Raw genomic sequence first — 26,360 nt, forward strand, 5'->3', positions numbered from 1 at the left:
TAAAGGGTTGGCCAAGTTCAATAGAACCCGACCAACCCTTTTGTTTAATCATTAAACAAAAGCCTTTAATTGATGCTGTTTGGATATAAGTTCGTTCAAATCAATCTTCATTTCGAGAGCATCGCGAAGCCCTTCAGCATGCTCATTCAGCTGCTGCAGCATCAGATTCTTCTGAGCTGCAAGCCAGTTTTCCAACTGATTTGCATAAGCTTGTTCAAGCTCCATGGTTTGCTGCTCGATAAATTCTGCCACTGGCGTGTTCATCCGATTTTCCAAATCTGCTCTGAGCTTGCTTTTGCCATCGCCTTCGAAAAATTGCTTCGCATTCTTGAAATGACTATGGAGCAGCTTCAAGCTTACATCTGGAACTTCTAGTTTAGACGCAATCTCAGGCGTTACGAACTTACTTGATTCATAGGTTCCACTTTCGAATCCTTCCATCAACTCACCAAGCTGCTCTTCCCAGCGCTTTACACGGCTCTTGCTAATCAGATTCATGCGATTTTCAACCCGAAGTGTTGTGGCCAACACCTCTTGGGATAAATCGTAGCCAATCATTCTCAGCAGCTCACCCCATGCGGATTGCAGAGCTTGCTTCGGATCTCTAGCATCATCCCTGAAGGTCGAAGGATTAAAGGCATAATTGTATAATTCACCGAAGCGATACATCGTGCGCTGCTTGACGTAGTACAGAAGCTCCTGAATTTCTTTTTTTAATTCCTTGAGCTCCGCGTCATATTGGGTATTTTCCAGAAGCTCTGTTCCGGCATGCTCCGCTTGTCCGAGCTTGGTCAACTGAAGCTTCCGTTCTTCCTCCCCAGACTGCGCACGCTCCAGCCATTGCTGCATGGTAGCAATCGCACGATTCAGCTCCAAATTAGCTGCATGGATAGCAACGTCGCTAAGTTCATTAAACGTAAATTTCACGAATTCTTGCTCAAATGGCTGAATGCCAGATTGAGTAACCAGATCTTCGTTCCCTGTTATTTTACCCTCTGCGGCCAAATAACTGGATATTGGATAGATACGCGGATTTCGGATGCCGTGCTGCAGCAAATTCGTTTCCACATGTTTAATTACGCCATTTAGTTCTTCTGAGCTAGCGGCAAGATCAGCTGCATTGACGATGAAAAACATTTTATCCATCTCAAAGCTGTCTTTCACACGTCCGAGCTGCAAGAGAAACTCGCGATCTGCTTGTGAGAAGGCGTGATTGTAATAAGTAACGAAAAGAATAGCATCCGCATTTTTAATATAGTTAAAAGCTACCCCGGTATGGCGGGCATTAATGGAATCGGCCCCTGGCGTATCAACGAATATAATGCCTTGTTCAGTCAACGGATTGGAATAATATAATTCGATAAATTCAACAAAACAAGACTTGGATTCGTCTGCAACATAGCCTGGGAACTCGTCTTTGGTGATTTTCAGTTCGGTGCCTAGATGATCTTCGGCTAGGGCCCAACCTTTCTCCACTGCCTTCAGGAAGGAGTAGTGCGGCTTCCCTTTGGCCGTCACATCCGCTGGGGAAAGTGCACTTATGCGTTTAAGGGCTGAAGCCATGTCTGTCGCCTGCACGCCAAGTATGTCCAAAGAATAGAGAACGTCCTGCATAATCGCGTCCGTCTTCTTCATCTTGACCTTGGCTGTGCCATGCGGCCAACCTTCCTGCGGCGGCATGATCTTATTGATTGCCGCCGTCGTTGGGTTCGGCGAGACCGGCAGCACTCTTTCGCCAATCAACGCATTGGCGAAAGAGGATTTGCCAGCGCTGAAGGCGCCGAACAGGGCGATCGTGAACGTCCGCTGCCGCAGACGTTCCGATTTCTCGCGCATGGAGCGCGCGATCGACCTCATCGACGGCAAGCCCTCGATGAGGCTTGAGGCCGCCTGCAAGTCGGCGGCCTTGCGCTCCATGCGCCTACCGTGTTCACCCGAGGTGAACGCGGTAGGCGCAGCTGACGCTGCCTCCTCAGGGGCAGCGTCAGCAGTACCTGCGGCCGCCGATGCCGTGGCAGCGGCCTGCAGGATCGTTCCCATGGAGGTCACGTGAAGCCCCCCGCTAAGCGGGGCGGCTGCCGTCTCCTCCATGGCCGTGTACTGCTGCGCAGCCGGCAGCGCCGGCGCAGACGGTCTAGGCCAGCTGACCATGCGCAGCAGCTGGGCCTCTGCCTCCGCCTCGGCTTCCTCGAGGCGCTGCAGTTCCCGGCAGGCGCTAAGGCGGACGCCCAGCGCCTCGAGCTCTGCCGCAAGCGCGTCAGCCGCTTGCGCAGACCCTTCGCGGACAGCAGCCGCGATCAGATCAATCACCGCAAACGCCTGTTTGCGGTACTGCTGTTTAATATCAGAGGACACCTGCTTCATGTAGTTGAGCGTATATTCGCCTCCGAATGTTGCGCCAGCATTCACTTGTGCTGCAAGCCACTGTGTTGTCACGTCAACCTTCAACGCTTCGATTTGCGCGGTAAGGGCTGGATCATGCTGCCCTTGCTCCTGTGCAGCCTTCTTCAAAGCATCTCTCAGATGCCAATCCAGCTGCGCTTCTACCTGCTCAGCCAAATCCGCCTGAAACGCGCCCAGGCGTTTTTCCGTCTCTAGAGCTGTTTGCGCAGCTCGCGAGAAAAAGCCTACCTTGAACCCGGGCTTGCGGCTCTCCAAATACGCATGAGCCTGATCCCTCGTCAAGGCTGGTGTTATATTGGCATTCTCAATAATCATGCCAACTTCCTTACGAAGGGCCGCCGTTAACGCTTCCGGCCGTCCCTTCACTGCCGCAAGCTCTTCCTGCTTCGCAGCAGCTTGCGCCTGAACCTCCTGCACTTCACCCTCCTGGCTGATTTGCTCCATAAGCTCCGCTTTCTGCGGCTCATGCTGATCAGCCAACCACTTGCCGTGCTCTGCTGTAAGATAACGCGCGGATGCGTCGATGCTAAAGCTTCGCAGATCATCCCCGCGCTCAATCAAACGACTTAGGAGCCATTGCAGTTTCGCATACTCATTATGCGGATGACTCGGCTCCTTCATGGTCACGAACAGCAAATCATCCGGCTCGATGCCCCAGCTCAAGAATGCTTGCTTCGTCCCCTCCTGATACTGTGCAAAAGGAAGCTCCCATTCTTTGTGCTTATCAATCATATTTACAACCAAGTAGAGCGGCTTACCCCACTCCATCATCTTCTTCGTGAACGCGAGATTGACTTCGGATTGAACATGGTTGTAATCCATGACATAGAAAACTACATCGGCAAGATGTAAAGCCGACTCCGTAGATTGATGATGAGCGTCATCCGTAGAATCAATCCCAGGAGTATCAAGCAGTGCCGTTTGACTGCCCAGAAATGGAATCGGATACGTAATCTCTACGGTTTCAATATCCGTACCATTGACGCAATACGCTTCTAATTCTTCGAGCGCAATCGTTTTCGGTTTTCCCAGATTGTTTGCTGTGCCATCCTTCATGCGATGCGTAACATGAGCACCTGGTGATCCATTACGAATACTCACGATGTTTGCACTTGTTGGAATCGGGCTGGATGGCAGTAAGGCGTGCCCACAAAGCTGATTAATCAGGGTCGATTTCCCAGCTGAGAAATGGCCGCAGAACGCTATATTCATCCGTCCAGCGACTATTTTATCAAGCAGCTGACCTAACTTGCTTGCGTTGTCGTAATCCCCTTTTGTTTGCAGATTAACCTGCATGTTCCTGATCGCATCCGGCATGACCGAGATGCTTATATCCACCATTTGCGTCATTCGTCCATTCCGCTCCTTATATCCGTTCTTCTCTCCAAACATAACCAAGGATAAACGACTCCGTCGTCCTTCAGGACGAGAGCGTTTGTCAAGGTAGATGCGAAGCAAAAGTATAAAACTTATACTTTCTTATCTACAGAAAAAAATCTCCCAAAGGGAGATTTAGGTTTTAGGACATTACTGCTTTTTCTTTTTCCGGCAAGAAAATCTCAAAGACATCGCGATGCTGCAAAATCGTAATGTCGGAGTCTTTCACTTTCATAACCACGACCTCGGATTTCGTTTTCATCTTGTCTATGTAATTCTGAGGAACTTCACCGGATTCACTGACTGTTACACCTTCAATGACTTTTTCCTCATTATCGGCTAGGGGCGTGTTAATTACTTGCTCATAAATATCGGAGAACAGTTCAAAGCTATTCGTGTATACGGCGATGCATTTCATTTCAAATCCCATCCTTTGTCTGCATATCATTTGTTTGTAATAGTTTTCCTAGTTGCACTTGGTTTCATACGTTTCTTACCCTCACGACAATTATCCAGCAATGGACATATCGTACACTGCGGGTTCTGAGCTTTGCAGTGATACCGACCGAAGAATATAAGACGATGATGCGTTTGTGTCCACTCTTCACGTGGAACCTTCTTCATCAGCTTCTTTTCAACTTCAAGTACCGAATCGTCCCAGCCAACTAACCCTAGTCTTTTGGAGACTCGCTCAACATGGGTGTCTACCGCAATAGCAGGTACCCCGAAAGCGTTCGATACGACGACATTTGCCGTTTTGCGGCCTACGCCGGGCAGTTCGACCAAGTGTTCGTGCTTCTCTGGAATTTCGCCTTCAAACTTGTCCAGCAGCAATTGACACAACTTTTGAATATTGCTTGCCTTATTTCGAAATAATCCAATCCGTCGAATGTCTTGCTCCAGTTCCGTAAGTGGAACGGCCAAGTAATCTTCAGGACGCTTATATTTCTGAAATAAATCCAATGTCACCTTATTCACGGTTTCATCGGTGCATTGAGCCGATAATAAAACAGCAATCGTTAATTCAAACGGATTACTGTGGCGCAGCTCGCAATGTGCATCCGGAAAGAGCTCACCGATTGTATCCAAAATATGCCTTACTAACTTCTGTGTCATGTCTTTACTTCCTTAGGGTCGTAATAATCTCCAGTGTAGCGAATTGTAGCGTTAGAATCAATGCTTGAAAGCGTCAAAATGCGAACATTTTCTAAATAATTGCCATATTTATTTTATAAATTAGAAAAAAAACCGCCTGCCTTAGAAGTCAAGCTCCTAATATACAGACGGATGAACGTAATTTTCGTTCAAATTTATTTCTCAATTTCAACAATTTTATCGTCTAACACATAAAGAGTTACTTGATCTCCAGCTGTAAAGGATGATGCCGACACAACGTCAGTTCCTTTATGGAAATAGGCTCTTGGGAAAATACTATAAGCCGTTTTTTCTCCGGAGCTTGTAGCTTTGAAATAAAATTGGTTCACGACGTTATTGTAGTTATCTACTTCCCGTTTAGATCCTACTGCTACTTGAATAAGAAGTTTGTCATTGGCGTCTTTCATCACTTGAACACGGTCGCCCACTTTGATGGAAGTGAAACTCCATGCTACGCCACCATTAAGTTTAACGTCATAATTGCTGCCTGCGTTTATCACTTGACTTTTACCTGAGAAATCTTGAACGGTTAAGCTCGAGCTAGCCGCATTCACAGATGTCACCTTACCACGCACAGGACTGATCAGCTCAGCTTTTACAACAGCCAGACCCTTGAACGTCAGCTTCACATAATCATCGATAGCAAAGTCTGTAATAGAACCTACACTTTGATCCGCTTTGACGATTGGAACACCTTCCAGGGAAACGGCAAACGAAGTATTCGACTGATCCGTCACGGTAATTTGCTTGCTGTTCACATTAGATAAAACTGTTTTATAAAGTGCCGTTTTACTTGTCACAATTTTCGTGACAATCCCCTGATCGAAGCTTAATAATAAACTAACATTATCCCCAACTTTTAAGTCAGAAAGCGCGCTGTTCGGTTTATTAGCAAGCTCAACCTGTGGAGCGAAATTAAGCTTGAATGTCAAGCTTTGACCGCTGTCCGTTTTCAATGTAATATCATTCGTTTGTAAATTTAATTGTGTTAATGCGCCATCCAGTTGGGAGGACATTTGAATTTGAGTGACATTATCTTTTGATACAAGTAAATCTACATATTTGCCGGCCGTAAATGTGCTGCTAAAGTTTGCAAAAGGAAGCTTCATTCCTGCATATGAAATGGAAACTGTATCTTTTAAAATATAAGCATGTGGTTTACCTGTATTATCTATAACGGTTAATAATTTTGAAGCTTGATCGTATGAAATAATTTTGGCAAAGTATAAGTTCTCTATAGAACGGTTGGTTACAGTAATTAAAGTTACTTTGTTGTTCAAAACATCCAGCTTAAGCTGATCTCCTGGAGCAATATCATAAATACTAGCCGTGGCTAAACCATTAATTCTGACTTGCACGTTATCGCTAAGAGTATAAGATGCTAATGCCCCGCCAGCTGTCTTGGTTATCGTTAAAAATGTTTTGTCATCACCAAGTGCTTTCAAAGTCCCCTCAACACTTACACCAACATCCGCTTGCTTTTTAATTACAATCTTTATAATTTCACTGTTCTTAACTGTATACTCAACCGAATCTCCAACGTGAAGAGAATTGATATCTACGAGGCTGTTATCCGGTAAAGTCGCAATCAAATTGCTTGAGAAACCATACGTTTCTGGCTGCCCAGATACAGTGTCAAGAAGTGTAATTTGCATGGCATCTTTGTTAAGCGTTTGAATCGCGCCCTCTGCCGTTTTATTAACGGGCACCTGCTTAACTATGATGGACGTATATTTATCGGTTTTGACGATCTTGCTTTTGCGCAATTGAATTGTACTGCCATTTACGATAGAAGCTAGGCTCAGGCCACGTCCTTCCGTATCAGTTACAGCGACATCTGGCGCTAAATCATAGCTTTCAAAGTCATCCAATGTAGCCTTGAGGCTAGTCATATTCATTTTCAGCAGTTTGCCTTCATGAATATCCAGCTGAAGCTCATCGCTAATAATTTCAACATAATAGGCTGTTCCATTTACTTGAACGAGCGAAACTTCAAACGTTTCTTGCAGTGTTTTTGCAGCTATCGCCGTATCACTTTTATTACCGTAAAACACCGTGTTCGGTGAAAGTTTATATGTACTCGTATTCCCGTCCTTATCCATAAGGCCAATTGTGCCGCTCGTTAAGCTTGTCATATAGCCTTTCACAGCACGTGAAGGCAATGTAGCTAGCTCCTTTTGCGAGCGACTTAAAAATGCTGCCATTTGAGCACGCGTTACTGCCCCTTTAGGTTGGAACGTGCCATCTTCAAAGCCATCAACAACCTTTAAAGCCACAGCTGCATTAACAAAGCCCAATGTTGAGCTGCTAATGTCATTATTATCTTTGAAAGCCGTTGGTGTAGACGATAAGCTTTGTGCGGTAGTTGCCTTACCAATAGCGCGAATCACTACTTCAGCTACCCATTCTCTCGTTGCCTTCCGCTGGCCCCATTTATCTTTGGACTTATCGCTTTGGCTTCTTACTTTCTCTTCCTCGTTGGAGATTAAGCCTTTCTGGAGAGCAATAGCTACATAATTACGCGCATAGTTATCAACCAGCATGAAATCTGGAAACACCGTTGCTGTCGTCATTGCGTCTACATCGCCTTGCAAGCCCATCATACGAGTAGCCATAATAAGGACATCTTGTTGTGAAACCGAGTTCTCTGCTCGATAAGCCCCATCCTCGTAGCCTTCAATAATGCCTTCCAAAGCAAGTTTGGATATATGTCGAATACCCCAATAGTCCGATTTTACATCAGGGAAAGAAAGCTTTACATTACTTGTTGATGTCGTATTTACTGACTCTGCTGCCAAAACTGGCGTCCCCGCAAGGCTTGTAATAATTAAAGAGCTAACAATTGCACTTGCTAATTTCTTGTTTCTCATCGTTGATTTAGACTCCTCTGCTACTACATTTAATTAGGTCGTTTAATTGGATACGGAAGCTCTAGATGCCCCATTAAGCTATCCACTTGTTTGCCGTTTTTCAGTACATATAAAGACTTCACTTCAGGAAATTGAAACACGGTTTTCTTCAACGCTTGTATAAACAACTCCTCACCAGGAGCACCTAATTGCGTTTTGGGACCAAATTTCAGATCAAGCTTTAATTCACCCTTAGCTTTATCAAACGAAGTGCTTGTGAATGTAAGATCATCAAATAAAGGAATCGCTTTAGGATCATCACTCTTTTTGAGTGCGTTTAGTGCGGCTTCATACACGTCAGCGTCATGTTTGTAGCTGATTGTGACTTCTTTTTCTATAAGTTTCATTTCGTCCTGATCACTGTAAAAGGCTTTGACCTTTTTTTGCTTTAAAGGTTCTGGTGTTGCTGTTGGGGTTGGTGCAGGACTTTGTACCACCGTTGTAGGGGTCGGCGCAATCGTAGCTTGCGGTGTTGCTCCACCTACGAGTTGACCTTTCTGACCGCAGGCGGTTACAGACAACGTGATGGCACTTACAAGAAGCACCCCATGGAATAGGCGACTTGTTTTGGTCATCTCACTCACTCCTTAGCGTTTTGCATAGCAAAACGAACTTCGAAAGCATACGTTTTAAGCTTTCGTCTCTTATTTGAGGTTCAGGTATTCTTTGATGGCAGCAACGATAGATGCCGCTATTTTGTCTTGAAAAGCTTCCTTGTACATGGCAGATTCATCGTTCTTATTGGACAAATACCCCACCTCGACCAGAACAGCCGGCATTGTCGTTTTCGTGATGACCCTGAAATCAGCTTGTCGTACCTTACGATCAGGAAATCCAGCAGCGGCAACCACATTTTTGTGGATGACATTAGCAAAAGCTATGCTTTCCGGTCTGTTATAATACGTTTCTGTTCCCGATACCGAAGCTTTGGCGCTATTCCCGTGAATCGATAGGAAAAGATCTGTTTGATTGTCGTTCCCGAAAGAAACCCGGTCATCCAGTGGAATGAACGTATCATCCGAACGAGACATAAGGACATTTACACGCTTGTCCTGAACAAGAAGCTTCTCTACCTTCTTCGCTGTAGCGAGTGTAAAATCCTTCTCATGCTTGCCAGTTATGGATAATGCACCAGGATCATTATCCCCGTGTCCTGCATCAATCACCACGGTTAACTTATGCTCAACTATCGAAGCTGTCCATTGATTCGTAAGCTTAGAAGGCTGAACGCGATAGTCAGCTGGACCTTTCAAATCCAAAATAATTCTTACCGTAGCAGGATTATCAGCAAAGTTAGAAAAGCGCACTTTCTCAACCAGAGGATGCTTAGATGGCAGCTCCCCCGCATTATTTACAAGTAATTTCTGGAGAGAAGGATCTAAAGTAGTATTAGGGAAGTCAAAAACAATGCGATTCGGGTTCGATAATTTCATCATAGTCGGAACTAAAGAGCCGTCTTTCGCGGCTACGGATAACTCCTTCTCAGATAGGACAATCGAAGTCAACAAATGGGCATTAGGATCGGGTTTAATCGTTCCTGGATCTGTGCCTGTACCTGGCACCGGCGGTTTTGGAGATGTTACTTCGCCAGGATTATGGCCATCTACAGCATCGATAGGTCCTGTAACAGGTTTGGAATCCGAATCATCTTTTTTGAACATATGAACAGAAGAGGTTAAAGAGTCCCATTTAAATTCAATACCCATAAATTGACCAATGAAACGAAGTGGAAGCATTGTGTTGCCTTTTTCGATGATTGGCGCTACTTCCAAACTTTCCTTCTTGCCTTTAATCAGGGCCGTTTTACTGTCGATAACCAATTGAATGTTCATATCGCCTTTAACGATGGTTACCTTGCGTGTGGATTCATCCCAAGTTACCTTGGCACCAATTTCTTCAACGATAATCCTTACAGGTACAATCGTATTGCCACTTACTATACGGGGCTGGACTTCGTTAGACACCAGCTTTTTTTCGTTCATATAAAGCTTAATTCCACTGGGGGATTCAGCTCCCATCGCATAAGTAGGGAGAAGCAGCATGCAAACTAGCAGCATTAAACAAAATGCAGGAAATTTCATCATTCACCTCTATGTAATGTCGGAATTGGGGTCGTAAATTCGTACTCTTAAAATCTATCTTTTAAAAACTAGCAGCAACGTGTCCATTGTACCAAAATAATCATATGCCCGACAGCAAAACCTCCGTTCAATCGACAATCTAGTAATCTATTAGACGCGGAAAACTGCCAAAAGTTGCAAAAAAAGAAGAATAAAAAAACCTAACTAAAAGCTAGGTCTGAGTTCATGCAACTAGAATAAAAAAAGACGCAACCAATGCAAGAGCTCATTGGATTGCGTCTTCTATGATCACATTTTATTTATAAGCCAAACGTTTTTGGTGAGCTTGCTCATAGGCTGTGATTTTCTCTTCATGTTGAAGTGTTAAGCCGATGTCATCCAAGCCTTGCAGCAGGAACTGACGACGGTGCTCATCCAAATCAAACTGAATTTTCAAGCCGTATTCATCAGTGAGAGTTTTGTTCTCAAGATCGACATTCAGCTTGTAGCCTTCATGCTTCGCTGTACGAGCGAACAAATCATCTACTTGCTCTTCCGATAGCTTGATTGGCAGAATGCTGTTTTTGAAGCAGTTGTTGTAGAAGATATCCGCATAAGACGGCGCGATAATGACGCGGAAGCCGAAATCTTGAATAGCCCAAGGTGCATGCTCACGGGAAGATCCGCAGCCGAAGTTCGCTCTGGAGAGCAGAACGGAAGCTCCTTGATAACGATCTTGGTTTAATGGGAAGTTCTCGATAACCTTGCCCGCCTCATCCCATCTCCATTCGAAGAAAAGGAATTGTCCGAAACCGGAACGCTCAATTCTTTTAAGAAATTGCTTAGGAATAATGGCATCTGTATCTACATTCACGCGATCTACAGGACCGACTAGGCCTGTATGTTGTTTAAAAGCTTCCATGTTTTCATTCTCCTTAAAGTTTTGCATTAGCAAAACTAGCATCGTAAGCATTGCTTTAATCAGCCCAAATTAAGCTTGTTGGTATTCTTTGATTTCCCAATCACGAACGTCGTAGAAATGACCTTTGATTGCTGCTGCAACAGCCATTGCTGGAGATACGAGATGCGTACGTCCACCGCGGCCTTGACGACCTTCGAAGTTACGGTTGGATGTAGATGCACAGCGTTGACCTGGTTGCAGAACGTCTGGGTTCATAGCCAAACACATACTGCAGCCTGCATCGCGCCATTCGAAACCTGCACCCTCAAAAATTTTATCCAAGCCTTCTTTTTCAGCTTGAATTTTAACGCGTCCAGAACCTGGAACTACGATTGCTGTAACACTTGGATCTACCGTGTAACCTTGTGCAATCTTAGCAGCTGCACGAAGATCCTCGATACGACCATTTGTACAAGAACCGATGAAGACATAATCAACTTTCAATTCAGTCATTGGCGTTCCTGGTGTTAAATCCATATATTCAAGCGCTTTTTCAGCAGCTTTACGTTCATTTTCTGTTTCAAAGCTTTGCGGATCCGGAACTAGTGATGTAATACTCGTCCCCATTCCCGGGCTAGTTCCCCAGGTCACTTGCGGAATCAAAGAATCTGCATCAAACTCCAGCACCCAGTCATACGTAGCGCCTTCGTCAGTAACAAGGTTAGACCATTCTGCCACTGCAGCGTCAAAGTCAGCACCTTGTGGGACGTATTCACGACCACGCAGGTAGTTAAATGTTGTTTCGTCAGGTGCAATAAGACCTGCTCTAGCTCCACCTTCAATGGACATGTTACAAACCGTCATACGCTCTTCCATGGAAAGACCACGAATCGCTTCGCCGGTATATTCAATAACATAACCCGTTGCAAAGTCTGTACCGTATTTAGCAATAACGCCAAGAATTAAATCTTTCGCAGTTACGCCTGGTTTCAGATTGCCTGTAATGCGAACTTCCAATGATTTTGCTCTGGATTGTTGCAGCGTTTGTGTAGCTAGAACGTGCTCCACTTCACTCGTTCCAATACCGAAAGCAAGTGCGCCGAATGCGCCATGTGTCGATGTGTGGCTATCGCCGCAAACGATTGTTTTACCTGGATGTGTAAGGCCTAGCTCAGGTCCCATAACGTGTACAACACCTTGGTCAAGGCTGTCTAGGTCGAACAACGTAACGCCGAAATCACGGCAGTTTTGGGAAAGTGTATCAATTTGTTGTTTGGAAATAGGATCTGTGATGTTGAAACGATCCTTCGTAGGAACGTTATGATCCATCGTTGCAAACGTAAGATCCGGTCTGCGAACTTTGCGACCCGATAAACGAAGGCCTTCAAAAGCTTGCGGTGAAGTTACTTCATGTACCAGCTGCAAATCAATATAGATTACGCTGGGCTTGCCTTCTTCCTGGTTAATAACGTGATTATCCCAAATCTTCTGAAACATTGTCTTTTTACTCATATCCAGTCACCTCATGTCATTATCCGCTCTAATTGTTAATGTCTTACCCTCATAACGTAGTTTAGCACGGATAACGTCATAGCTCCAAGATATAATAACTATAAGCTTCATAGATTATTCCTATAGGATGATTCGAATTTAATAAAGGTGGTTAGTAACTTGCATAAGCAATTATGACATTTTGAAAAGGATGTGTTACTATGCTTTGGACCATTTTCGTTGTGATTCTCGTCCTGTGGGCTTTAGGAATTGGGTTTGATATCGGAGGGAATTTAATCCATCTTCTGCTCGTTTTGGCCGTCATATCATTGGTATTCAACTTGGTTACAGGTAGAAGAGGCAGTTAACATTACTTATTAGATAATCCTATACTTTAATTTAAAAAGCAGTTTGTGGATTTTGTCCGCAGACTGCTTTTGCTTGTACCTCTAAAACACGGTTGCTCATCTAATGAGTGTCCTCGATCGGGGTTTTCTTATATCAAAGCTTAAAATCTGGTATATTATCTTTAATACTTTATAGGTTGTACCAATAAAACTAGCTATGATTATTACATATCAGGAGATGAACCTTACGATGGAATTACGTCAACTTCAATATGCGATTCAAATCGCGATCGAACGCAATTTCTCGCGCGCCGCGGAGAAACTTCATATTGCCCAGCCTTCCCTAAGCCAGCAGCTATCCAAGCTAGAGAAAGAAATCGGCGTCCTTCTTTTCCAGCGCAGCACCAATTCCGTTGAACTTACTCACGCTGGTTCTCTTTTTGTTGAAAAATCACAAAAAATCCTCGACATGGTCGAGCAGCTTAAGAAGGAAATGGAAGACATTTCACAAATGAAAAAGGGGCGCCTTGTTGTAGGCAGCATGCCAATTACGGGTTCAACGATCCTGCCTTTTGTAGTTCCCGTCTTCCAAGCGGCTTATCCGGATATTGAAATTACACTCGTTGAAGAGACCTCCTCTAACTTAGAAACACTTACTATGAATGGACAAACGGATATTTCACTGCTCTCCTTGCCTTTGCGAGAGGATTCTCTCGTTTATGAGACGTTGTTGGAGGAAGAAATCGTCCTCGCGGTACCTCCACTGCATCGATTAGCAGCAAGTAAAGAACCTATTCGGATCGAACAATTAGAGAAGGAAGCTTTCATCGCTTTGAAAAAAGGGCAAGGATTTCGCAAGTTAACACTTGATCTATGCCAAAAAGCAGGCATTACCCCTAATATTGTCTTCGAGTCCAGTAATATGGAAACGGTTCAGTCCCTCGTCGCTGCAGGCATGGGAATAGGTTTCGTCCCTTATTTAATTTCTAAAAGAAGCTTCAGTGAGTTATCTCCTATACACCTCACCCTTGAGGGCAGACCTACTCGCACACTCGTTATTGCCTATCGTAAAGGCAGATACATCTCTAAAGCGGCCGAAGCTTTCGTTTCCACAATGAAAGAGGTTATGCGAACAATCGGTTAGTACAAGGGGGTATAACCTGCAATGAACAAAACTCAAAGGTTAATTCAGTTGATGATGGCGGTAAACGAACGTATGCAGTTCACGACGAAAGAGATGGCCGATGAATTCGGCGTCTCCGAACGCACGATGCACCGCGATTTACAGGAGCTGAGCGAGCTGGGTATGCCGCTGTATACCGAATTTGGCCCACATGGGGGATATCGCTTAATAAAGAAGCGGATGCTCCCTCCGATTCTGTTCTCCGAACAAGAAGCTGTTGCGATGTTCTTCGCCTTTCAGTCGCTCCAGTATTATGGAGCGCTCCCTTTTGCTGCGGAATCAACATCGGCTCTGAATAAGTTCTATCACTATCTCCCAACGGATACGAAGGTGAGAATCGATGCACTTAAAGATCGAGTATCCTTTTGGACGCCTATGCGAACTCATGATTCCCCCTTCTTGGAGCAGTTATTGGATGCTTCTATTGATGAAAGGCCATTACGCATAACATACGCGTCCAAGGATGGAACTACGGAAAGAGTCGTGCAGCCAATTGGTATTTACGCGTCCAATGGTTACTGGTATTTCCCCTCCTATTGCTTTCAAAAAGATGGATTTCTCTTATTTCGTGCAGATCGTATTCGTAGCTTGGAACGAGCCGAAATCGAACATCTGAGCAAAAGTTTCAAACACTACTCGATTGGTGACTGGCTATTAGCAGGTCAAGAGCGTGAGGCAGGCCCCATGACAATGAAGCTCCGGGTGAAGCTGACTCCAGCTGGTGTTAGAACTTATGAACGAAGTAATGGAGTGGATGATAGCGTGGAACTTTATGACGATGGCTCTGGATTATTAGTGACAGACATGCATCGAAGTAATTTAACGTACTTTTCGAAGTATTTTCTCAGTTTGGGTAGGGACGCCCTAGTTGAAGAGCCCTTGGAGATGGTGAATTGGATTCGGGATCAAATACGTGCCATGCAGCATGCATACGGGAATGAATTGACTTGAAATGCGGATTCAATGTATCCGTTGTGATGGTGGGCACCTTACATTCAGATGCAGATAGTGCATCTATTTTACACTATTTCGGCGTAATCGAGAGAATATATGCAAAAAGTACATATAAATGATCGAATACATTGAAATTCCCTTGAAAATGGACAGATTAGATGTACAATCTACATCTGTTCTGCAAAAAAATGATCATTCAATCATTTTTCGATGTACTTTTTACATCTCTTTTTTGAATCTTCTACATGCCTTCTCATTTAAACATCCTCTCCTTGAGTCGAACGATACATCTTTTCAGTGTTGTAAAATACTATGACAAGAATTGTCATGGATTCGATGTAACATTAAAAATGAGCAAACGAATTGAATGATGCTGCCAGTTTTTCTGGCAAAAAACTCTAAGGAGGCACAACGATGCAAACAAAAAACCTACAAGGACGGATTGCCTTGGTTACTGGTTCCAGTCGAGGCGGCGGCCGCGGCATTGCGTTAGCACTTGGGGAAGCTGGGGCAACTGTCTACGTGACAGGACGCAGCACCAGAGCGAAGTCCACGAGAATAGATCTCACGGGTACAATTGAAGATACCGCTGAAGCCGTTACACAGCGCGGTGGATTAGGAATCGCCGTTCGTTGTGACCATACCATCGACGCTGATGTCAAAGCTTTATACGAACGCATTAAACAAGAACAAGGAACACTCGATATTGTGGTCAATAATGCTTGGGGCGGTTACGAGGATTATGATGATGTCGATTTCTCCGTTCCCTTTTGGGAGCAGCCGATGACGCGTTGGGACAAAATGTTCGAGGCAGGATTGCGTGCTCAGATGGTTTCAAGCCGGTATGCGATGTCTACCTTTTTCCTCGAACAAAATCGTGGTTTTCTGATAAACACAGGTGTCTACTCCGACTTTGGCGGCGACTACCCTATCAATGTTTTTTATGACACGGTGAAACGAGCAGTTGCGAATATGACACGCGCCATGTCTCAAAATCTGAAAGCAAACCATATCGATGTAACCGCGCTTACATTAGCACCTGGCTGGATGCGCACGGAAGCAGTTTATAAGCATTATGGCTTAGAACCAGGTGATCCCGATTTCATGAAAGTCGAAGCACTTCACACGACGGAATCTGTGGAATATATCGGTCGCGCAGTTGTCGCTTTGGCATCCGATCCTCATGTAAGTCAAAGGGCAGGTCAGCTTCTCGAAGTAGGAACCCTAGCGGAACAGTATGGCTTTACGGATATCGATGGCAGACAATTGCCGCCGTTCCGGGTTTAGACCATTTCGAACACGATTACTTCATAAACCATTTTTGAATAAAATTCGGCGGTTGGATGCGGCAGTTGTGAAAAGCTGCAATTTTCCAATCGCCTTTTTCTTTGACAAGCACATTTGTATTGATGGAATCTCTGTTCTTTGGCGCTTTTTTCTGCCATCTGAGTTTAACAGCTCCAACACAATGAGCAACAGCCATATCGGGGGATAGAAAACGGATCTTGATTGAACCGCCATCCACCATAGATGAACCTCTTAACACACCATCAAACAGCTTCTGATGAATTTCCGCAATATCTTGGCGCCCCTTTATATGCTGTCCGTTGAAGGTCACATAGTCCGCATCTTCTGTAAAACATTGGCCGAACGCTTGCCCATTATGCTCATTCCAAGCTTTGCCAAGAGCCTCGAAAATGGCGAGTATTGCTTTCTTGTCTTGTTCTTTAACATCCACCATCATTAGCCTCATCCTCTCTTTATAACGTCACTCCACACTTCCAATTTTGACATATCAGCCTCTTAAAGAAATCGCACTAGAGTAGGAAATAATCCCAGTCCACAGACTGATTACAGACCAAATTGATTAAAATTCCACAGATCCCTCTAACCCTTTGAACTCCACAAGCATATGATATATAAATAAAACTTATCCATTCCCCAATAATAAATGATAAAAAGATAGCATTAGCCCAGGAGGCGGAAAACCATGACATTATTAAGAGCAATTGAGCAGACATTCTGTAAATTGCAAGAACCTTCATTAGAACAGCTGAAAGCAGCCCTACAATCCTTAGACAACTTACTTCATGAGGTGCCTGTTTATAAAACAGAACCCAAACATTTACCCTATGGTCGAAATGTCGTTTATAGCACGAAAGATCTAGAAGTTATTGTGATTCACATACCTGCTTCAGAGGCAACGGCGATTCATAACCATGGCGCGTCCATCGGCTCCGCTTGTTTAGTTAAGGGAACGCTAGTTAATACCAAGTACCGTTTGGACTCAGAAGGCTATCCCGTCGCCCAAACAGATGACTATATTGGGTCAGGTGAATATTTTGAAGCTCCTTGCGAGCAAATTCATCAGTTAAGCAACCCTTTCCACGAGCCTGCTGTTTCCATCCATGTATACAGCCCGCCTCTCCAGGGAGTAACACGCTACGTACCTTACAGCGAAATCTTGGATTATGTTATCTAAAAAAAGCCCCCTGTCATCACGTCAATCGACGTTCTCACAGGGGGCTTATTATTAAAATTGAAGTGAATTCTCAATGAACGCTTTTAATTCGGAAATTGGGATCCGTTTTTGTTCCATTGTATCACGGTCACGTACCGTTACTTGACCATCTGTCTCGGACTCAAAATCGTATGTGATACAGAATGGTGTACCGATTTCATCGTGACGGCGGTATCTTTTACCAATAGAACCTGTATCATCATAATCAACCATGAAATGCTTCGCAAGATCTGCAAATACAGCCTGCGCGCCTTCATTCAACTTTTTGGAAAGCGGGAAAATAGCTGCTTTAATCGGTGCCAGTGCAGGATGGAAGTGCAGCACCGTACGACTGTCGTCACCTTCAAGCTTTTGCTCTTCGAAAGCATCGATCAGAAGCGCTAACGTAACGCGATCTGCGCCAAGAGAAGGCTCGATGCAGTAAGGAATGTAACGCTCGTTTGTTTCTGGATCAATATAGTTGAAGTCTGCACCCGAGTGCTCCATGTGCTGTTTTAAGTCAAAATCCGTACGATCCGCGATACCCCATAGCTCGCCCCAGCCGAACGGGAATTTGTACTCGATGTCCGTTGTCGCATTGCTGTAATGGGACAACTCATCGTCGTTGTGATCGCGAAGGCGAAGGTTATCCGCTTTGGCACCTAGGGACAACAGCCAGTTATGGCAGAAGCTTCTCCAGTACTCGAACCACTTCATATCCTCGCCGGGCTTACAGAAAAACTCAAGCTCCATTTGTTCAAATTCACGAGTACGGAATGTAAAGTTACCAGGTGTGATTTCATTACGGAAGCTTTTACCGATTTGGCCGATACCGAATGGCATCTTTTTGCGCATCGTGCGTTGAACGTTCTTGAAATTGACGAAAATCCCTTGTGCGGTTTCCGGGCGCAAGTAAACGACGTTAGAGCTAGCTTCCGTTACGCCTTGGAAGGTTTTGAACATCAGGTTGAACTGACGGATTTCCGTGAAATCCTTGCTGCCGCAATCCGGACAAACGATGTTATGCTCTACAATAAGCTTCATCATATCGTCAAACGTCATGCCATCAACGATGATTTCGATATCTTTCTCAGCCAGTTTATTTTCAATCAATTTATCCGCGCGGTGACGAGCTTTACAGCTTTTGCAATCGATCATTGGATCGTTGAAATTACCTACGTGGCCGGATGCTACCCAAGCTTGCGGGTTCATCAGAATTGCCGCATCAAGACCCACGTTATAAGGGGATTCTTGAATGAATTTTTTCCACCAAGCACGCTTGATGTTGTTTTTCAGCTCGACACCAAGTGGACCGTAATCCCAAGTGTTAGCTAAACCACCATACACTTCTGAACCTGGGAATACAAAACCTCTGTGCTTCGCTAATGCTACAACTTGATCCATAGTAACGCTCATTGTTCATTCGCTCCTTCAGCTTCTCGTTAATAGGTCAATGACCTTTGACGACCATTTGGATATGAGCAGACGCAAAAAAAGCTCAACATCCAAAGGCATCAAATAATGCCTAGGGACGAGAGCCTTACGCACCCGCGGTTCCACCCTAGTTGATACACCCATAAAGCAGCGTATCCCCTTTATCGTATTGGCTCCGGATAGCCTTTTCCTTGAGCTTCAATCTGGGCTTTCACCGTCCCCAGCTCGCTGAACTTGAAGTTGTTCAAGTACTATTCATCCTTCACAGCCACAATTGATCATTCAATTGGCTTTAGTTTACAGAAAAACCGACAAAAAATCAAATAGGTGCAGGTACATTTTTTATTTAGACTAATACAAATGTGGACGGCGGTCTTCAAAGACCGGAATTTTAGCGCGAACCCGCACAACTTCCGTTAGGTCGATGGTCGCATGCAAAATCGCTTCGCTCTCATCGCCTTCCACCAGCACTTCACCCCAAGGATCAATAACCATCGAGTGCCCAAAGAAATTCGTCGTTCCGCTAGTCCCAACACGATTACAGGAAACAACATACATCTGATTCTCAATGGCTCTGGCCATGAGCAGCGTACGCCAGTGGTGCAAACGTGGGTGCGGCCATTCCGCTGGTACGAATAAAATCCTTGCCCCATCCAGAGCTAATTTGCGAGCAAGCTCAGGGAAACGAATGTCATAGCAAATCATCGCGCCAGCCGGAACGCCTTCAAGCTCAAATCGGCCAAGCTGATCACCGCTATGTAGAAACTTTTCCTCGTCCATAAGACGGAACAAGTGGATTTTGGAATACTCCGCTGTTTCCACCCCTTCGCGATCAAAGGCATAAATCGTGTTCAGAACACGATCGTCTCTTTTATCAGCAATTGAGCCGCCTATGATATTGACACGATGGGTCCGGGAAAAGTCACTCAAAAAGGCTTTCGTCCTAACACCGTTAGGATCAGCCAACTGCTGAATCTCCGTCAAGGCGTAGCCTGTATTCCACATCTCGGGAAATACGATCACATCAGGCTTTTGATCTCCACTAACCGCTTGATGTAGAAGCTTCTCCAATTGAGCAAAGTTCGTATCGGGTTCACCGATTTGAATATCCATTTGAATAAGTGCAATGTGAAGTAATTGTGATTCAGACATACTAAGATGACTCCTTTCGGGCGGCAAATTACCAATATATCTTTATAGTAGTCTAATTTAAGTTTGAACTCAATGGAACTCAAGATGGTTTGAACGCTTTGGACTGTCCTCTTGCTATACTTAAAGTCTCCCAATGATGATTAGCCCAATGTTTACTGAGCAGAACGATTTGCCCCACATGGTAGCCATAATGAGACACTTGTCGCTGAATGGCTTGCAGCACAGAATGCCCTTCGCCTCGAATTTGAACGGTCCTAAGAACATCATCCGGCGTGAGTGCGTGCAGTGTATCAAACAGAGCCTTCCAGCCTTCCTCCCAAAAGGAAATAAGCTCATCCCGCGTGTATTGACTGCTTTCAAATTCATCGTCTCGCTGCCGTGTTTCTTTTTCCCCATCCGTTGTTAAAAAATCTGTCCACCGTGACAACATGTTCCCGTGCATGTGCTTGATCAACAATTCTAACGAATTCGACTCCTCATCTAACGTTAGATAAAAATGAGCATCTTCCGTTTGTGCGAAAGCTTTATCCGCCAGCTTCTTCATATTTTCAAATGCACGTATGGATTCCTGTAAAAAAACTTGAGCCACTAGTGTGTTGTCCGACATGGTCTTCAGCACCTTTCCTTAACTTATGAACTAACTTTATGATATTGGCTGCTTGATGTAAAATCGATTATTTTCATCACTATGAAAAAAAGATTAATCATGTTACATTAAGGTTATTAATTAAAATCCCGACCTCCGGAGTGTGAATTAAAACGTGACTAAAATATCCCCTACAACAAGCCCTTTTACGATACAGCCAGCTGAACGTATGAATGGACTTCCAACTCAATTTTTTGCAACACTCGTACGCAAAGCAAATGAACAAATTGCTGCGGGTCATGACGTCATTAATCTCGGCCAAGGTAATCCTGACCGCCCTACGCCTCCGCATATCGTGTCATCCATACAAGAAGCGGCTGCTAATCCGTTGTATCATAAATATCCGCCCTTCAGCGGATTTCCATTTCTGAAACAAGCCATTGCTCAAAGGTATAAGGAGGATCACAACGTAGATCTTGATCCTGAAACGGAAGTTGCGATTCTTTTTGGCGGTAAAACAGGACTAATCGAGATAGCTCAATGCTTGCTTAATCCAGGAGATGTATGTCTGGTTCCTGATCCTGGCTACCCGGATTACTGGTCCGGGGTTGCTCTTGCCGGCGCCGAAATGGCATTCATGCCCTTGCGAGAAGAAAACAACTTTCTACCTGACTACTCACAGCTCAAAGAATCCGATTTGAACCGCGCGAAGCTGATGTTCATTAATTATCCGAACAACCCAACAGGTGCTACGGCTCCCGCTTCCTTTTATGAAGAAACGGTCGAATTCGCGCACAAGCATGGTGTTGTCGTCGCAAGTGATTTCGCCTATGGCGCGATAGGATTCGACGGTCAGAAGCCTGTCAGCTTCTTGCAGACACCAGGTGCCAAAGAAGTGGGTATCGAGTTCTATACCCTCTCCAAAACGTACAACATGGCTGGCTGGCGTGTAGGTTTTGCCTTAGGGAACCGAGAAGTTATCCGCCTTATTAACTTGATGCAGGATCATTACTACTGCTCGTTGTTCGGCGGTATTCAAGTGGCAGCCGCAACAGCTCTCACAGCTTCGCAAGATTGTGTTACTGAGCTGCGTGATGTTTACGAGAGCCGCCGCAATGCCCTTTATGCAGCTCTTACCAGTATCGGCTGGCATGCACGCCCTTCACAGGGGTCTTTCTTCTCCTGGCTACCCGTTCCCAAAGGACACACCTCACAGAGTCTTGCCGATTTGCTTTTGCAAGAAGCGAAGGTTGTCGTCGCCCCAGGCGTTGGCTTCGGAACACACGGAGAAGGTTATGTAAGGCTTGGCCTTTTATCCTCTGAAGAACGATTAGCTGAAGCCGTGCAACGAATCGGTAAGCTGAATCTATTTGGATAAGTAGAAAATATAGAGGCTGCTGCTTCTTTACAAACGCTTGTACTGCGTGCTATTCTAGATAGAATAAAAAAAGAAGTTCTCATAGGATGCATAGGCGAGCAGGTGACGAAGTCACCGACCAGCCAAAACTTCTATATCGCAATGTTATGATGGGAATAGTAGGAACCGTTAAGCACGTAAACAGAGAGTAAGCTCCATTGACTGAGAGAGCTTGCCGTGAACCGACTCCGAACCCGCCCCTGAACAGTCAACGATGAGTTGAACAGTGCCCTGCTGTTATTTAGGGAATCTAGAGTTGGGTGCAGCCGGAATCGGTGTGCGCCAATCTAAGGTGGTACCGCGGAAGCTACAGACTTTCGTCCTTATGTTATGAGGACGGGAGTCTTTTTTGTATCTACAAACATGTAAATCAAAGGATGGGATCGATATGACTCAGCGAATCGTCGTCAAAATCGGCAGCAGCTCTTTAACTTCAGATACCGGGGGCCTCAATCCGGATAAAATACGTTTTTTCGCGTCGGAGCTGGCGCAATTGAAGCAGGACGGACATCAAGTCCTGCTGGTTACCTCCGGCGCAGTTGCCGCAGGCTTCACCTCCCTTGGCTACCGCACGCGGCCAAAGGTGCTGCACGAAAAGCAGGCCGCAGCCGCTGTCGGCCAAGCGCTACTTATGCAGGCGTACCACGAAGCATTTGCGGCACACGGCATCAGCGTGGCGCAAATTTTGCTCACAAGGTACGACTTCTCTAACCGCAAGCGCGTGCAGAACGCGCTGATGACGGTCGACGAGCTGCTGCAGCGTGGCGTCGTGCCGATCATTAACGAGAACGACACCGTCGCGGTGGATGAATTGAAATTCGGCGACAATGACACGTTGTCGGCCTTGGTTGGCAATTTGGTCAAAGCGAACAAATTGATCATCATTACGGACATGGACGGCCTGTACACGGACGATCCCCGCAAAAACGCGAACGCGCAGCGTATCGATCGCGTGGACGCCATCAGCGATGAGCTGTTCAGCTTCGCTGGGGGTGCTGGGAGCGCGGTCGGCACCGGCGGCATGCGCTCGAAGGTCGAGGCCGCCCGCATCGCGATGCGCGGGGGCGTACCGGTGTTCATCGGGCGCGTACTCGAGCCCGGTGATTTGCCGCATGCCGTGGATGGCAGCGGCAAGGGCACGTACTTCGACACGGTTCTGAACAACCTGCCGGTGAAGAAACAATGGGTCGGCTTCCACTCGCTGCCCCAAGGGCAAATCATCGTTGACCAAGGCGCCAAAGCGGCGCTGCTCAGCGGTGGCAAGAGCTTGCTTCCTGCCGGCATCACAGGCGCTGCAGGGGACTTCCACCCCGGCGACGTCGTCGAGGTGCTCAGTATCGAAGGCGCGCTGCTAGGCCGCGGCGTCGTCAATTACGCGGCTTGGCAAGTGCAAGCCGCAGCAGGCCTATCGACCGACGAGGTCCAGAAACGTGTGGAAGTTGCCCGAATCGAAGTCATTCACCGAGATGAATGGGTTCCTTTAACCTAATGAAGAAAGCGAGGCTCTCTGGGCTATGAGACAACAACGATTGCTAAACCCAACCCTTCGGGACGTTCCGGGAGATGCAGAAGCCGCCAGCCATCGACTGATGCTGCGTGCGGGATTAATACGACAGCTCTCCAGTGGTATCTACTCCTATTTACCCTTAGGTCTTAAAGCCCTGCAAAACATACAACAAATTGTCCGAGAGGAAATGGATGCAGCCGGTGCACAGGAAATGCTAATGCCAGCTCTTCACCCTTCCGAACTGTGGAAGGCCTCAGGCAGATGGGACGTTTATGGTCCTGAGCTGATGCGTTTGGAAGATCGGAACGGCCGAGAGTTTGCACTAGGAGCTACTCATGAGGAAGTTATCACGACGATCGTAAAGGTCGAGATTCACTCCTACAAGAAGCTGCCTGTCACGTTATATCAGATTCAAACGAAATATCGCGATGAACGTAGACCCCGATTCGGTCTGCTCCGCGGACGAGAGTTCCTCATGAAGGATGCCTATTCCTTCGACCGTACGGAAAGCGGGCTAGATGTTAGCTATCAAAGCATGTATGACGCTTATGTTAAAATTTTCACACGATGCGGATTGCAGTTCCGAGCGGTTGAAGCCGATTCCGGCGCTATCGGCGGTACAGATACCCATGAATTCATGGCCCTGGCTGACGTTGGTGAGGATACAATCGTCCACTGCATCGCCTGCCAATACGCTGCAAATATTGAAAAAGCAATTGGAACGCTACCGGAACAACGAAAAACCGATACCATTTCACCAGCTTCCCAACCAGTGAAAGTTCACACGCCGCAAGTGACAAGCATCAAGCAGCTAAGTCAATTTCTACAAATAGATGCCAATCAGATCATTAAATCTGTTGCTTTACATATAGATGGAACGCCAGTTATTGTCCTCCTGCGAGGGGATTATGAATTAAATGAGATCAAGCTGAAGCAAGCCATTGGGGCTGCCCAGGTTTCCATGCTTTCCGAAGATGACATTGAGAAGTTAGGATCCATTGCCGGATTTATCGGTCCAATTGGACTCCAGAATGTGAGAATCATCGCTGATTCTTCTATCATGGGCTTGAAGGATGCTGTCGTCGGAGCCAATGAGCCCGATTTCCATTTGGTACATGTGGATGTCGAACGCGATTTAGGACCAATATCTTATCATGACGTACGCAACGTCGCCCAAGGTGAGTTATGTACCCATTGTGGGCACGAGCTCTCTTTTGCGAAAGGGATAGAGCTTGGCCACGTATTTAAGCTCGGCACCAAATACAGCAGTTCCCTTGGCGCAACATTCAGCGACGAGAACGGGGTTTCCGAGCCTATCATTATGGGCTGCTATGGCATTGGTGTCTCTCGTGTGCTAGCTGCCATTATCGAGCAAAACTATGATGAACGAGGCATTATATGGCCTGAGTCCATTACGCCTTTTACCATTCATCTACTGACCGTTCATGTTCAGGATGAAATTCAAATGAAATTATCCGAAGAGATTTATACAACGTTAATTAGGGCAGGCTACTCCGTCCTATGGGATGATCGGGATGAACGTCCTGGCGTTAAATTCAATGATTCGGATCTGCTCGGCTTCCCTCTGCGAATAACAGTCGGCAAGAAAGCAAATGAGCGTGTAGTAGAATGTAAAGAACGCCGAGACGGCAGTCAATACGAACGATCTGTAGAGCATATACTTACGCATTGCCATTCATTATTCCAAACAGGAGGTCGATCTTCCCATGAGTGAAGTCGTTCAAAAATCTAAATTAGCCAAACAAGCTGCCCAGACGATGGGTAATCTGACAACTGAACAAAAGAATGCGGCACTCCTCCTTATGGCAGATAGCCTTGTGACGGAGCAGCAGGCGATTATCGAAGCGAACGCCAAAGATTTGCAGCGAGGCAAAGAATTAGGCACAAGCGCTTCCCTGCTCGACCGTTTAGCCCTAAATGAATCCCGCATCGCAGCGATCGCTGAAGGTCTGCGCCAAATAGCCGAGCTCCCAGATCCTGTTGGGGATACTTTGGAAGCATTTGAACGTCCAAACGGTCTGCGCATTCGCAAAATCCGTGTGCCCCTTGGCGTGGTCGGCATTATATATGAAGCAAGACCAAACGTGACCGTTGATGCAGCAGGTTTGTGTCTCAAGACAGGCAACGCAGTCGTTCTGCGTGGCGGTTCTTCGGCTTTATTTTCCAATGAGAAAATCGTTGAAGTTCTGCACGGTGCATTAAGCCGATCAGCCATTCCCGCTGACGCACTTCAACTGATTCTAAGCGCAGACCGCAGTTCTGTAGATGAAATGCTGAAATTAAATGGACTCATCGATGTGCTCATTCCAAGAGGCGGGCATTCACTTATTCAAAATGTTGTCAATAACGCCTCTGTTCCTGTCATTGAAACAGGTGCAGGTGTATGTCATACTTTTATAGATGAAAGTGCACAGCTCGATATGGCCGTTCGCATCGGGATCAACGCCAAAGCTCAACGTCCTTCTGTTTGTAATAGCATGGAAACATTACTTGTGCATGAGTCTATTGCAGAAAAGCATTTAAGTGCCATTGCAGAGGCTTTCAAAGGTGCGCATGTAGCGCTCAAAGGAAACGAACGAGCTCGTGAGTTAGTACCTAGTATGCAAGTTGCCGAAATTGAAGATTGGAAAACCGAGTATGGGGACTACATTCTTAACATCAAAGTTGTGAAGGATCTCGATGAAGCCCTTGCTCATATTCGTGAATACGGGACGATGCACTCCGAATGTATCGTGACGGAAGATGCGGCTAATGCCGAAAGATTCTTACAGGAAGTTGATGCAGCGGCTGTTTATCACAACGCTTCGACTCGCTTCACCGATGGTTTTGAATTTGGCTTCGGAGCGGAAATCGGCATCTCCACCCAAAAGCTTCACGCTCGCGGACCCATGGGTCTACCAGCTTTAACTTCAACCAAATACCGCGTTTATGGAAGCGGACAAATACGCGAATAACGATTCTAA

21 protein-coding genes are annotated in these 26,360 nt (G+C 45.8%); 9 read left to right on the top strand and 12 right to left on the bottom strand.

The features are described from left to right. Positions 1 to 51: 51 nt before the first annotated feature. The 8 genes from GC102_RS29415 to leuC form a co-directional block, all read right to left on the bottom strand. Positions 52 to 3,795, bottom strand: a complete 3,744-nt coding sequence (locus GC102_RS29415) for a dynamin family protein (RefSeq protein ID WP_246321186.1) — start codon at positions 3,793 to 3,795, stop codon at positions 52 to 54. Positions 3,796 to 3,922: 127 nt separating this feature from the next. Then, positions 3,923 to 4,198: a hypothetical protein gene (locus GC102_RS29420; RefSeq protein ID WP_029193089.1), complete on the bottom strand. Its 276-nt coding sequence runs from the start codon at positions 4,196 to 4,198 to the stop codon at positions 3,923 to 3,925. A 26-nt stretch (positions 4,199 to 4,224) separates the two neighbouring features. After that, positions 4,225 to 4,896 (bottom strand): endonuclease III, encoded by a 672-nt coding sequence (gene nth, locus GC102_RS29425; RefSeq protein ID WP_057301741.1) that lies wholly within the window; start codon positions 4,894 to 4,896, stop codon positions 4,225 to 4,227. Between the two features lie 194 nt (positions 4,897 to 5,090). After that, positions 5,091 to 7,805: an S-layer homology domain-containing protein gene (locus GC102_RS29430; RefSeq protein ID WP_171692669.1), complete on the bottom strand. Its 2,715-nt coding sequence runs from the start codon at positions 7,803 to 7,805 to the stop codon at positions 5,091 to 5,093. Between the two features lie 29 nt (positions 7,806 to 7,834). Further along, the gene (locus GC102_RS29435) at positions 7,835 to 8,419 is read right to left on the bottom strand and encodes a GerMN domain-containing protein (RefSeq protein ID WP_171692670.1); all 585 of its coding nucleotides are present in this window, start codon (positions 8,417 to 8,419) and stop codon (positions 7,835 to 7,837) included. 69 nt (positions 8,420 to 8,488) lie between these two features. Then, positions 8,489 to 9,928, bottom strand: coding sequence for an N-acetylmuramoyl-L-alanine amidase family protein (locus tag GC102_RS29440; RefSeq protein WP_171692671.1), 1,440 nt, complete (start codon positions 9,926 to 9,928; stop codon positions 8,489 to 8,491). 292 nt (positions 9,929 to 10,220) lie between these two features. Beyond that, a complete protein-coding gene (gene leuD, locus GC102_RS29445; RefSeq protein ID WP_171649342.1) occupies positions 10,221 to 10,826 on the bottom strand; it encodes a 3-isopropylmalate dehydratase small subunit in 606 nt (201 codons plus the stop codon). A 69-nt stretch (positions 10,827 to 10,895) separates the two neighbouring features. Then, positions 10,896 to 12,317, bottom strand: a complete 1,422-nt coding sequence (gene leuC / locus GC102_RS29450; RefSeq protein ID WP_171649343.1) for a 3-isopropylmalate dehydratase large subunit — start codon at positions 12,315 to 12,317, stop codon at positions 10,896 to 10,898. Positions 12,318 to 12,517: 200 nt separating this feature from the next. Here leuC and GC102_RS29455 point away from each other — a divergent pair, with 200 nt between their 5' ends. From GC102_RS29455 to GC102_RS29470, 4 genes are all read left to right on the top strand, one after another. After that, positions 12,518 to 12,664 carry a lmo0937 family membrane protein gene (locus tag GC102_RS29455; protein ID WP_156389871.1) on the top strand — a complete coding sequence of 49 codons (147 nt, stop codon included), beginning with the start codon at positions 12,518 to 12,520 and terminating at the stop codon, positions 12,662 to 12,664. Positions 12,665 to 12,893: 229 nt separating this feature from the next. Next, on the top strand, positions 12,894 to 13,787 hold the full coding sequence (locus GC102_RS29460) for a LysR family transcriptional regulator (RefSeq protein WP_171692672.1): 894 nt from the start codon (positions 12,894 to 12,896) through the stop codon (positions 13,785 to 13,787). Between the two features lie 21 nt (positions 13,788 to 13,808). Then, positions 13,809 to 14,777, top strand: a complete 969-nt coding sequence (locus GC102_RS29465) for a helix-turn-helix transcriptional regulator (protein ID WP_171692673.1) — start codon at positions 13,809 to 13,811, stop codon at positions 14,775 to 14,777. A 417-nt stretch (positions 14,778 to 15,194) separates the two neighbouring features. Continuing rightward, the gene (locus GC102_RS29470; RefSeq protein ID WP_171692674.1) at positions 15,195 to 16,067 is read left to right on the top strand and encodes an SDR family NAD(P)-dependent oxidoreductase; all 873 of its coding nucleotides are present in this window, start codon (positions 15,195 to 15,197) and stop codon (positions 16,065 to 16,067) included. Between the two features lie 16 nt (positions 16,068 to 16,083). On the opposite strand, the gene GC102_RS29475 is transcribed toward GC102_RS29470, so the two are convergent. Beyond that, positions 16,084 to 16,524, bottom strand: a complete 441-nt coding sequence (locus GC102_RS29475; RefSeq protein ID WP_246321183.1) for an SgcJ/EcaC family oxidoreductase — start codon at positions 16,522 to 16,524, stop codon at positions 16,084 to 16,086. A 246-nt stretch (positions 16,525 to 16,770) separates the two neighbouring features. Between GC102_RS29475 and GC102_RS29480 the strand changes: the two genes are divergently transcribed. Beyond that, positions 16,771 to 17,262, top strand: a complete 492-nt coding sequence (locus tag GC102_RS29480; RefSeq protein ID WP_171692675.1) for a cysteine dioxygenase — start codon at positions 16,771 to 16,773, stop codon at positions 17,260 to 17,262. A gap of 51 nt (positions 17,263 to 17,313) precedes the next feature. Here GC102_RS29480 and GC102_RS29485 read toward each other — a convergent pair whose 3' ends face one another. The 3 genes from GC102_RS29485 to GC102_RS29495 all read right to left on the bottom strand — a co-directional run bounded on the left by GC102_RS29485 (position 17,314) and on the right by GC102_RS29495 (position 20,473). Then, a complete protein-coding gene (locus GC102_RS29485) occupies positions 17,314 to 18,696 on the bottom strand; it encodes a glycine--tRNA ligase (RefSeq protein ID WP_057301750.1) in 1,383 nt (460 codons plus the stop codon). Between the two features lie 369 nt (positions 18,697 to 19,065). Then, entirely contained in the window at positions 19,066 to 19,866 is an 801-nt protein-coding gene (locus tag GC102_RS29490) for a carbon-nitrogen family hydrolase (protein ID WP_246321184.1), read from the bottom strand. 79 nt (positions 19,867 to 19,945) lie between these two features. Then, on the bottom strand, positions 19,946 to 20,473 hold the full coding sequence (locus GC102_RS29495; protein WP_171692676.1) for a DUF1572 family protein: 528 nt from the start codon (positions 20,471 to 20,473) through the stop codon (positions 19,946 to 19,948). Between the two features lie 154 nt (positions 20,474 to 20,627). On the opposite strand from GC102_RS29495, the gene GC102_RS29500 reads away from it, so the two are divergent. The 4 genes from GC102_RS29500 to GC102_RS29515 all read left to right on the top strand — a co-directional run bounded on the left by GC102_RS29500 (position 20,628) and on the right by GC102_RS29515 (position 26,351). Next, positions 20,628 to 21,830 carry a pyridoxal phosphate-dependent aminotransferase gene (locus GC102_RS29500; RefSeq protein WP_376769419.1) on the top strand — a complete coding sequence of 401 codons (1,203 nt, stop codon included), beginning with the start codon at positions 20,628 to 20,630 and terminating at the stop codon, positions 21,828 to 21,830. Positions 21,831 to 22,257: 427 nt separating this feature from the next. Beyond that, positions 22,258 to 23,358, top strand: coding sequence for a glutamate 5-kinase (gene proB, locus GC102_RS29505; RefSeq protein WP_171692677.1), 1,101 nt, complete (start codon positions 22,258 to 22,260; stop codon positions 23,356 to 23,358). Between the two features lie 25 nt (positions 23,359 to 23,383). Then, the gene (locus GC102_RS29510) at positions 23,384 to 25,111 is read left to right on the top strand and encodes a proline--tRNA ligase (RefSeq protein WP_171692678.1); all 1,728 of its coding nucleotides are present in this window, start codon (positions 23,384 to 23,386) and stop codon (positions 25,109 to 25,111) included. After that, the gene (locus GC102_RS29515; RefSeq protein ID WP_171692679.1) at positions 25,104 to 26,351 is read left to right on the top strand and encodes a glutamate-5-semialdehyde dehydrogenase; all 1,248 of its coding nucleotides are present in this window, start codon (positions 25,104 to 25,106) and stop codon (positions 26,349 to 26,351) included. The genes GC102_RS29510 and GC102_RS29515 overlap by 8 nt, the downstream gene beginning before the upstream one ends. Positions 26,352 to 26,360 lie beyond the last annotated feature (9 nt).

The sequence above is a fragment of the Paenibacillus germinis genome, assembly GCF_013141785.1.
GTDB classification, from domain to species: Bacteria; Bacillota; Bacilli; order Paenibacillales; family NBRC-103111; genus Paenibacillus_E; species Paenibacillus_E phytorum.

Bases quoted from the DNA above. Each gene is read 5' to 3' on its own strand.
- GC102_RS29510 (WP_171692678.1), top strand. From the start codon at position 23,384: ATGAGACAACAACGATTGCTAAACCCAACCCTTCGGGACGTTCCGGGA.
- leuD (WP_171649342.1), bottom strand. From the start codon at position 10,826: ATGGAAGCTTTTAAACAACATACAGGCCTAGTCGGTCCTGTAGATCGC.
- GC102_RS29420 (WP_029193089.1), bottom strand. From the start codon at position 4,198: ATGAAATGCATCGCCGTATACACGAATAGCTTTGAACTGTTCTCCGAT.
- leuC (WP_171649343.1), bottom strand. From the start codon at position 12,317: ATGAGTAAAAAGACAATGTTTCAGAAGATTTGGGATAATCACGTTATT.
- GC102_RS29440 (WP_171692671.1), bottom strand. From the start codon at position 9,928: ATGATGAAATTTCCTGCATTTTGTTTAATGCTGCTAGTTTGCATGCTG.
- GC102_RS29465 (WP_171692673.1), top strand. From the start codon at position 13,809: ATGAACAAAACTCAAAGGTTAATTCAGTTGATGATGGCGGTAAACGAA.
- GC102_RS29430 (WP_171692669.1), bottom strand. From the start codon at position 7,805: ATGAGAAACAAGAAATTAGCAAGTGCAATTGTTAGCTCTTTAATTATT.
- GC102_RS29415 (WP_246321186.1), bottom strand. From the start codon at position 3,795: ATGTTTGGAGAGAAGAACGGATATAAGGAGCGGAATGGACGAATGACG.
- GC102_RS29435 (WP_171692670.1), bottom strand. From the start codon at position 8,419: ATGACCAAAACAAGTCGCCTATTCCATGGGGTGCTTCTTGTAAGTGCC.
- GC102_RS29455 (WP_156389871.1), top strand. From the start codon at position 12,518: ATGCTTTGGACCATTTTCGTTGTGATTCTCGTCCTGTGGGCTTTAGGA.
- GC102_RS29485 (WP_057301750.1), bottom strand. From the start codon at position 18,696: ATGAGCGTTACTATGGATCAAGTTGTAGCATTAGCGAAGCACAGAGGT.
- GC102_RS29460 (WP_171692672.1), top strand. From the start codon at position 12,894: ATGGAATTACGTCAACTTCAATATGCGATTCAAATCGCGATCGAACGC.
- GC102_RS29470 (WP_171692674.1), top strand. From the start codon at position 15,195: ATGCAAACAAAAAACCTACAAGGACGGATTGCCTTGGTTACTGGTTCC.
- GC102_RS29475 (WP_246321183.1), bottom strand. From the start codon at position 16,524: ATGATGGTGGATGTTAAAGAACAAGACAAGAAAGCAATACTCGCCATT.
- GC102_RS29515 (WP_171692679.1), top strand. From the start codon at position 25,104: ATGAGTGAAGTCGTTCAAAAATCTAAATTAGCCAAACAAGCTGCCCAG.
- proB (WP_171692677.1), top strand. From the start codon at position 22,258: ATGACTCAGCGAATCGTCGTCAAAATCGGCAGCAGCTCTTTAACTTCA.
- GC102_RS29480 (WP_171692675.1), top strand. From the start codon at position 16,771: ATGACATTATTAAGAGCAATTGAGCAGACATTCTGTAAATTGCAAGAA.
- GC102_RS29490 (WP_246321184.1), bottom strand. From the start codon at position 19,866: ATGTCTGAATCACAATTACTTCACATTGCACTTATTCAAATGGATATT.
- nth (WP_057301741.1), bottom strand. From the start codon at position 4,896: ATGACACAGAAGTTAGTAAGGCATATTTTGGATACAATCGGTGAGCTC.
- GC102_RS29495 (WP_171692676.1), bottom strand. From the start codon at position 20,473: ATGTCGGACAACACACTAGTGGCTCAAGTTTTTTTACAGGAATCCATA.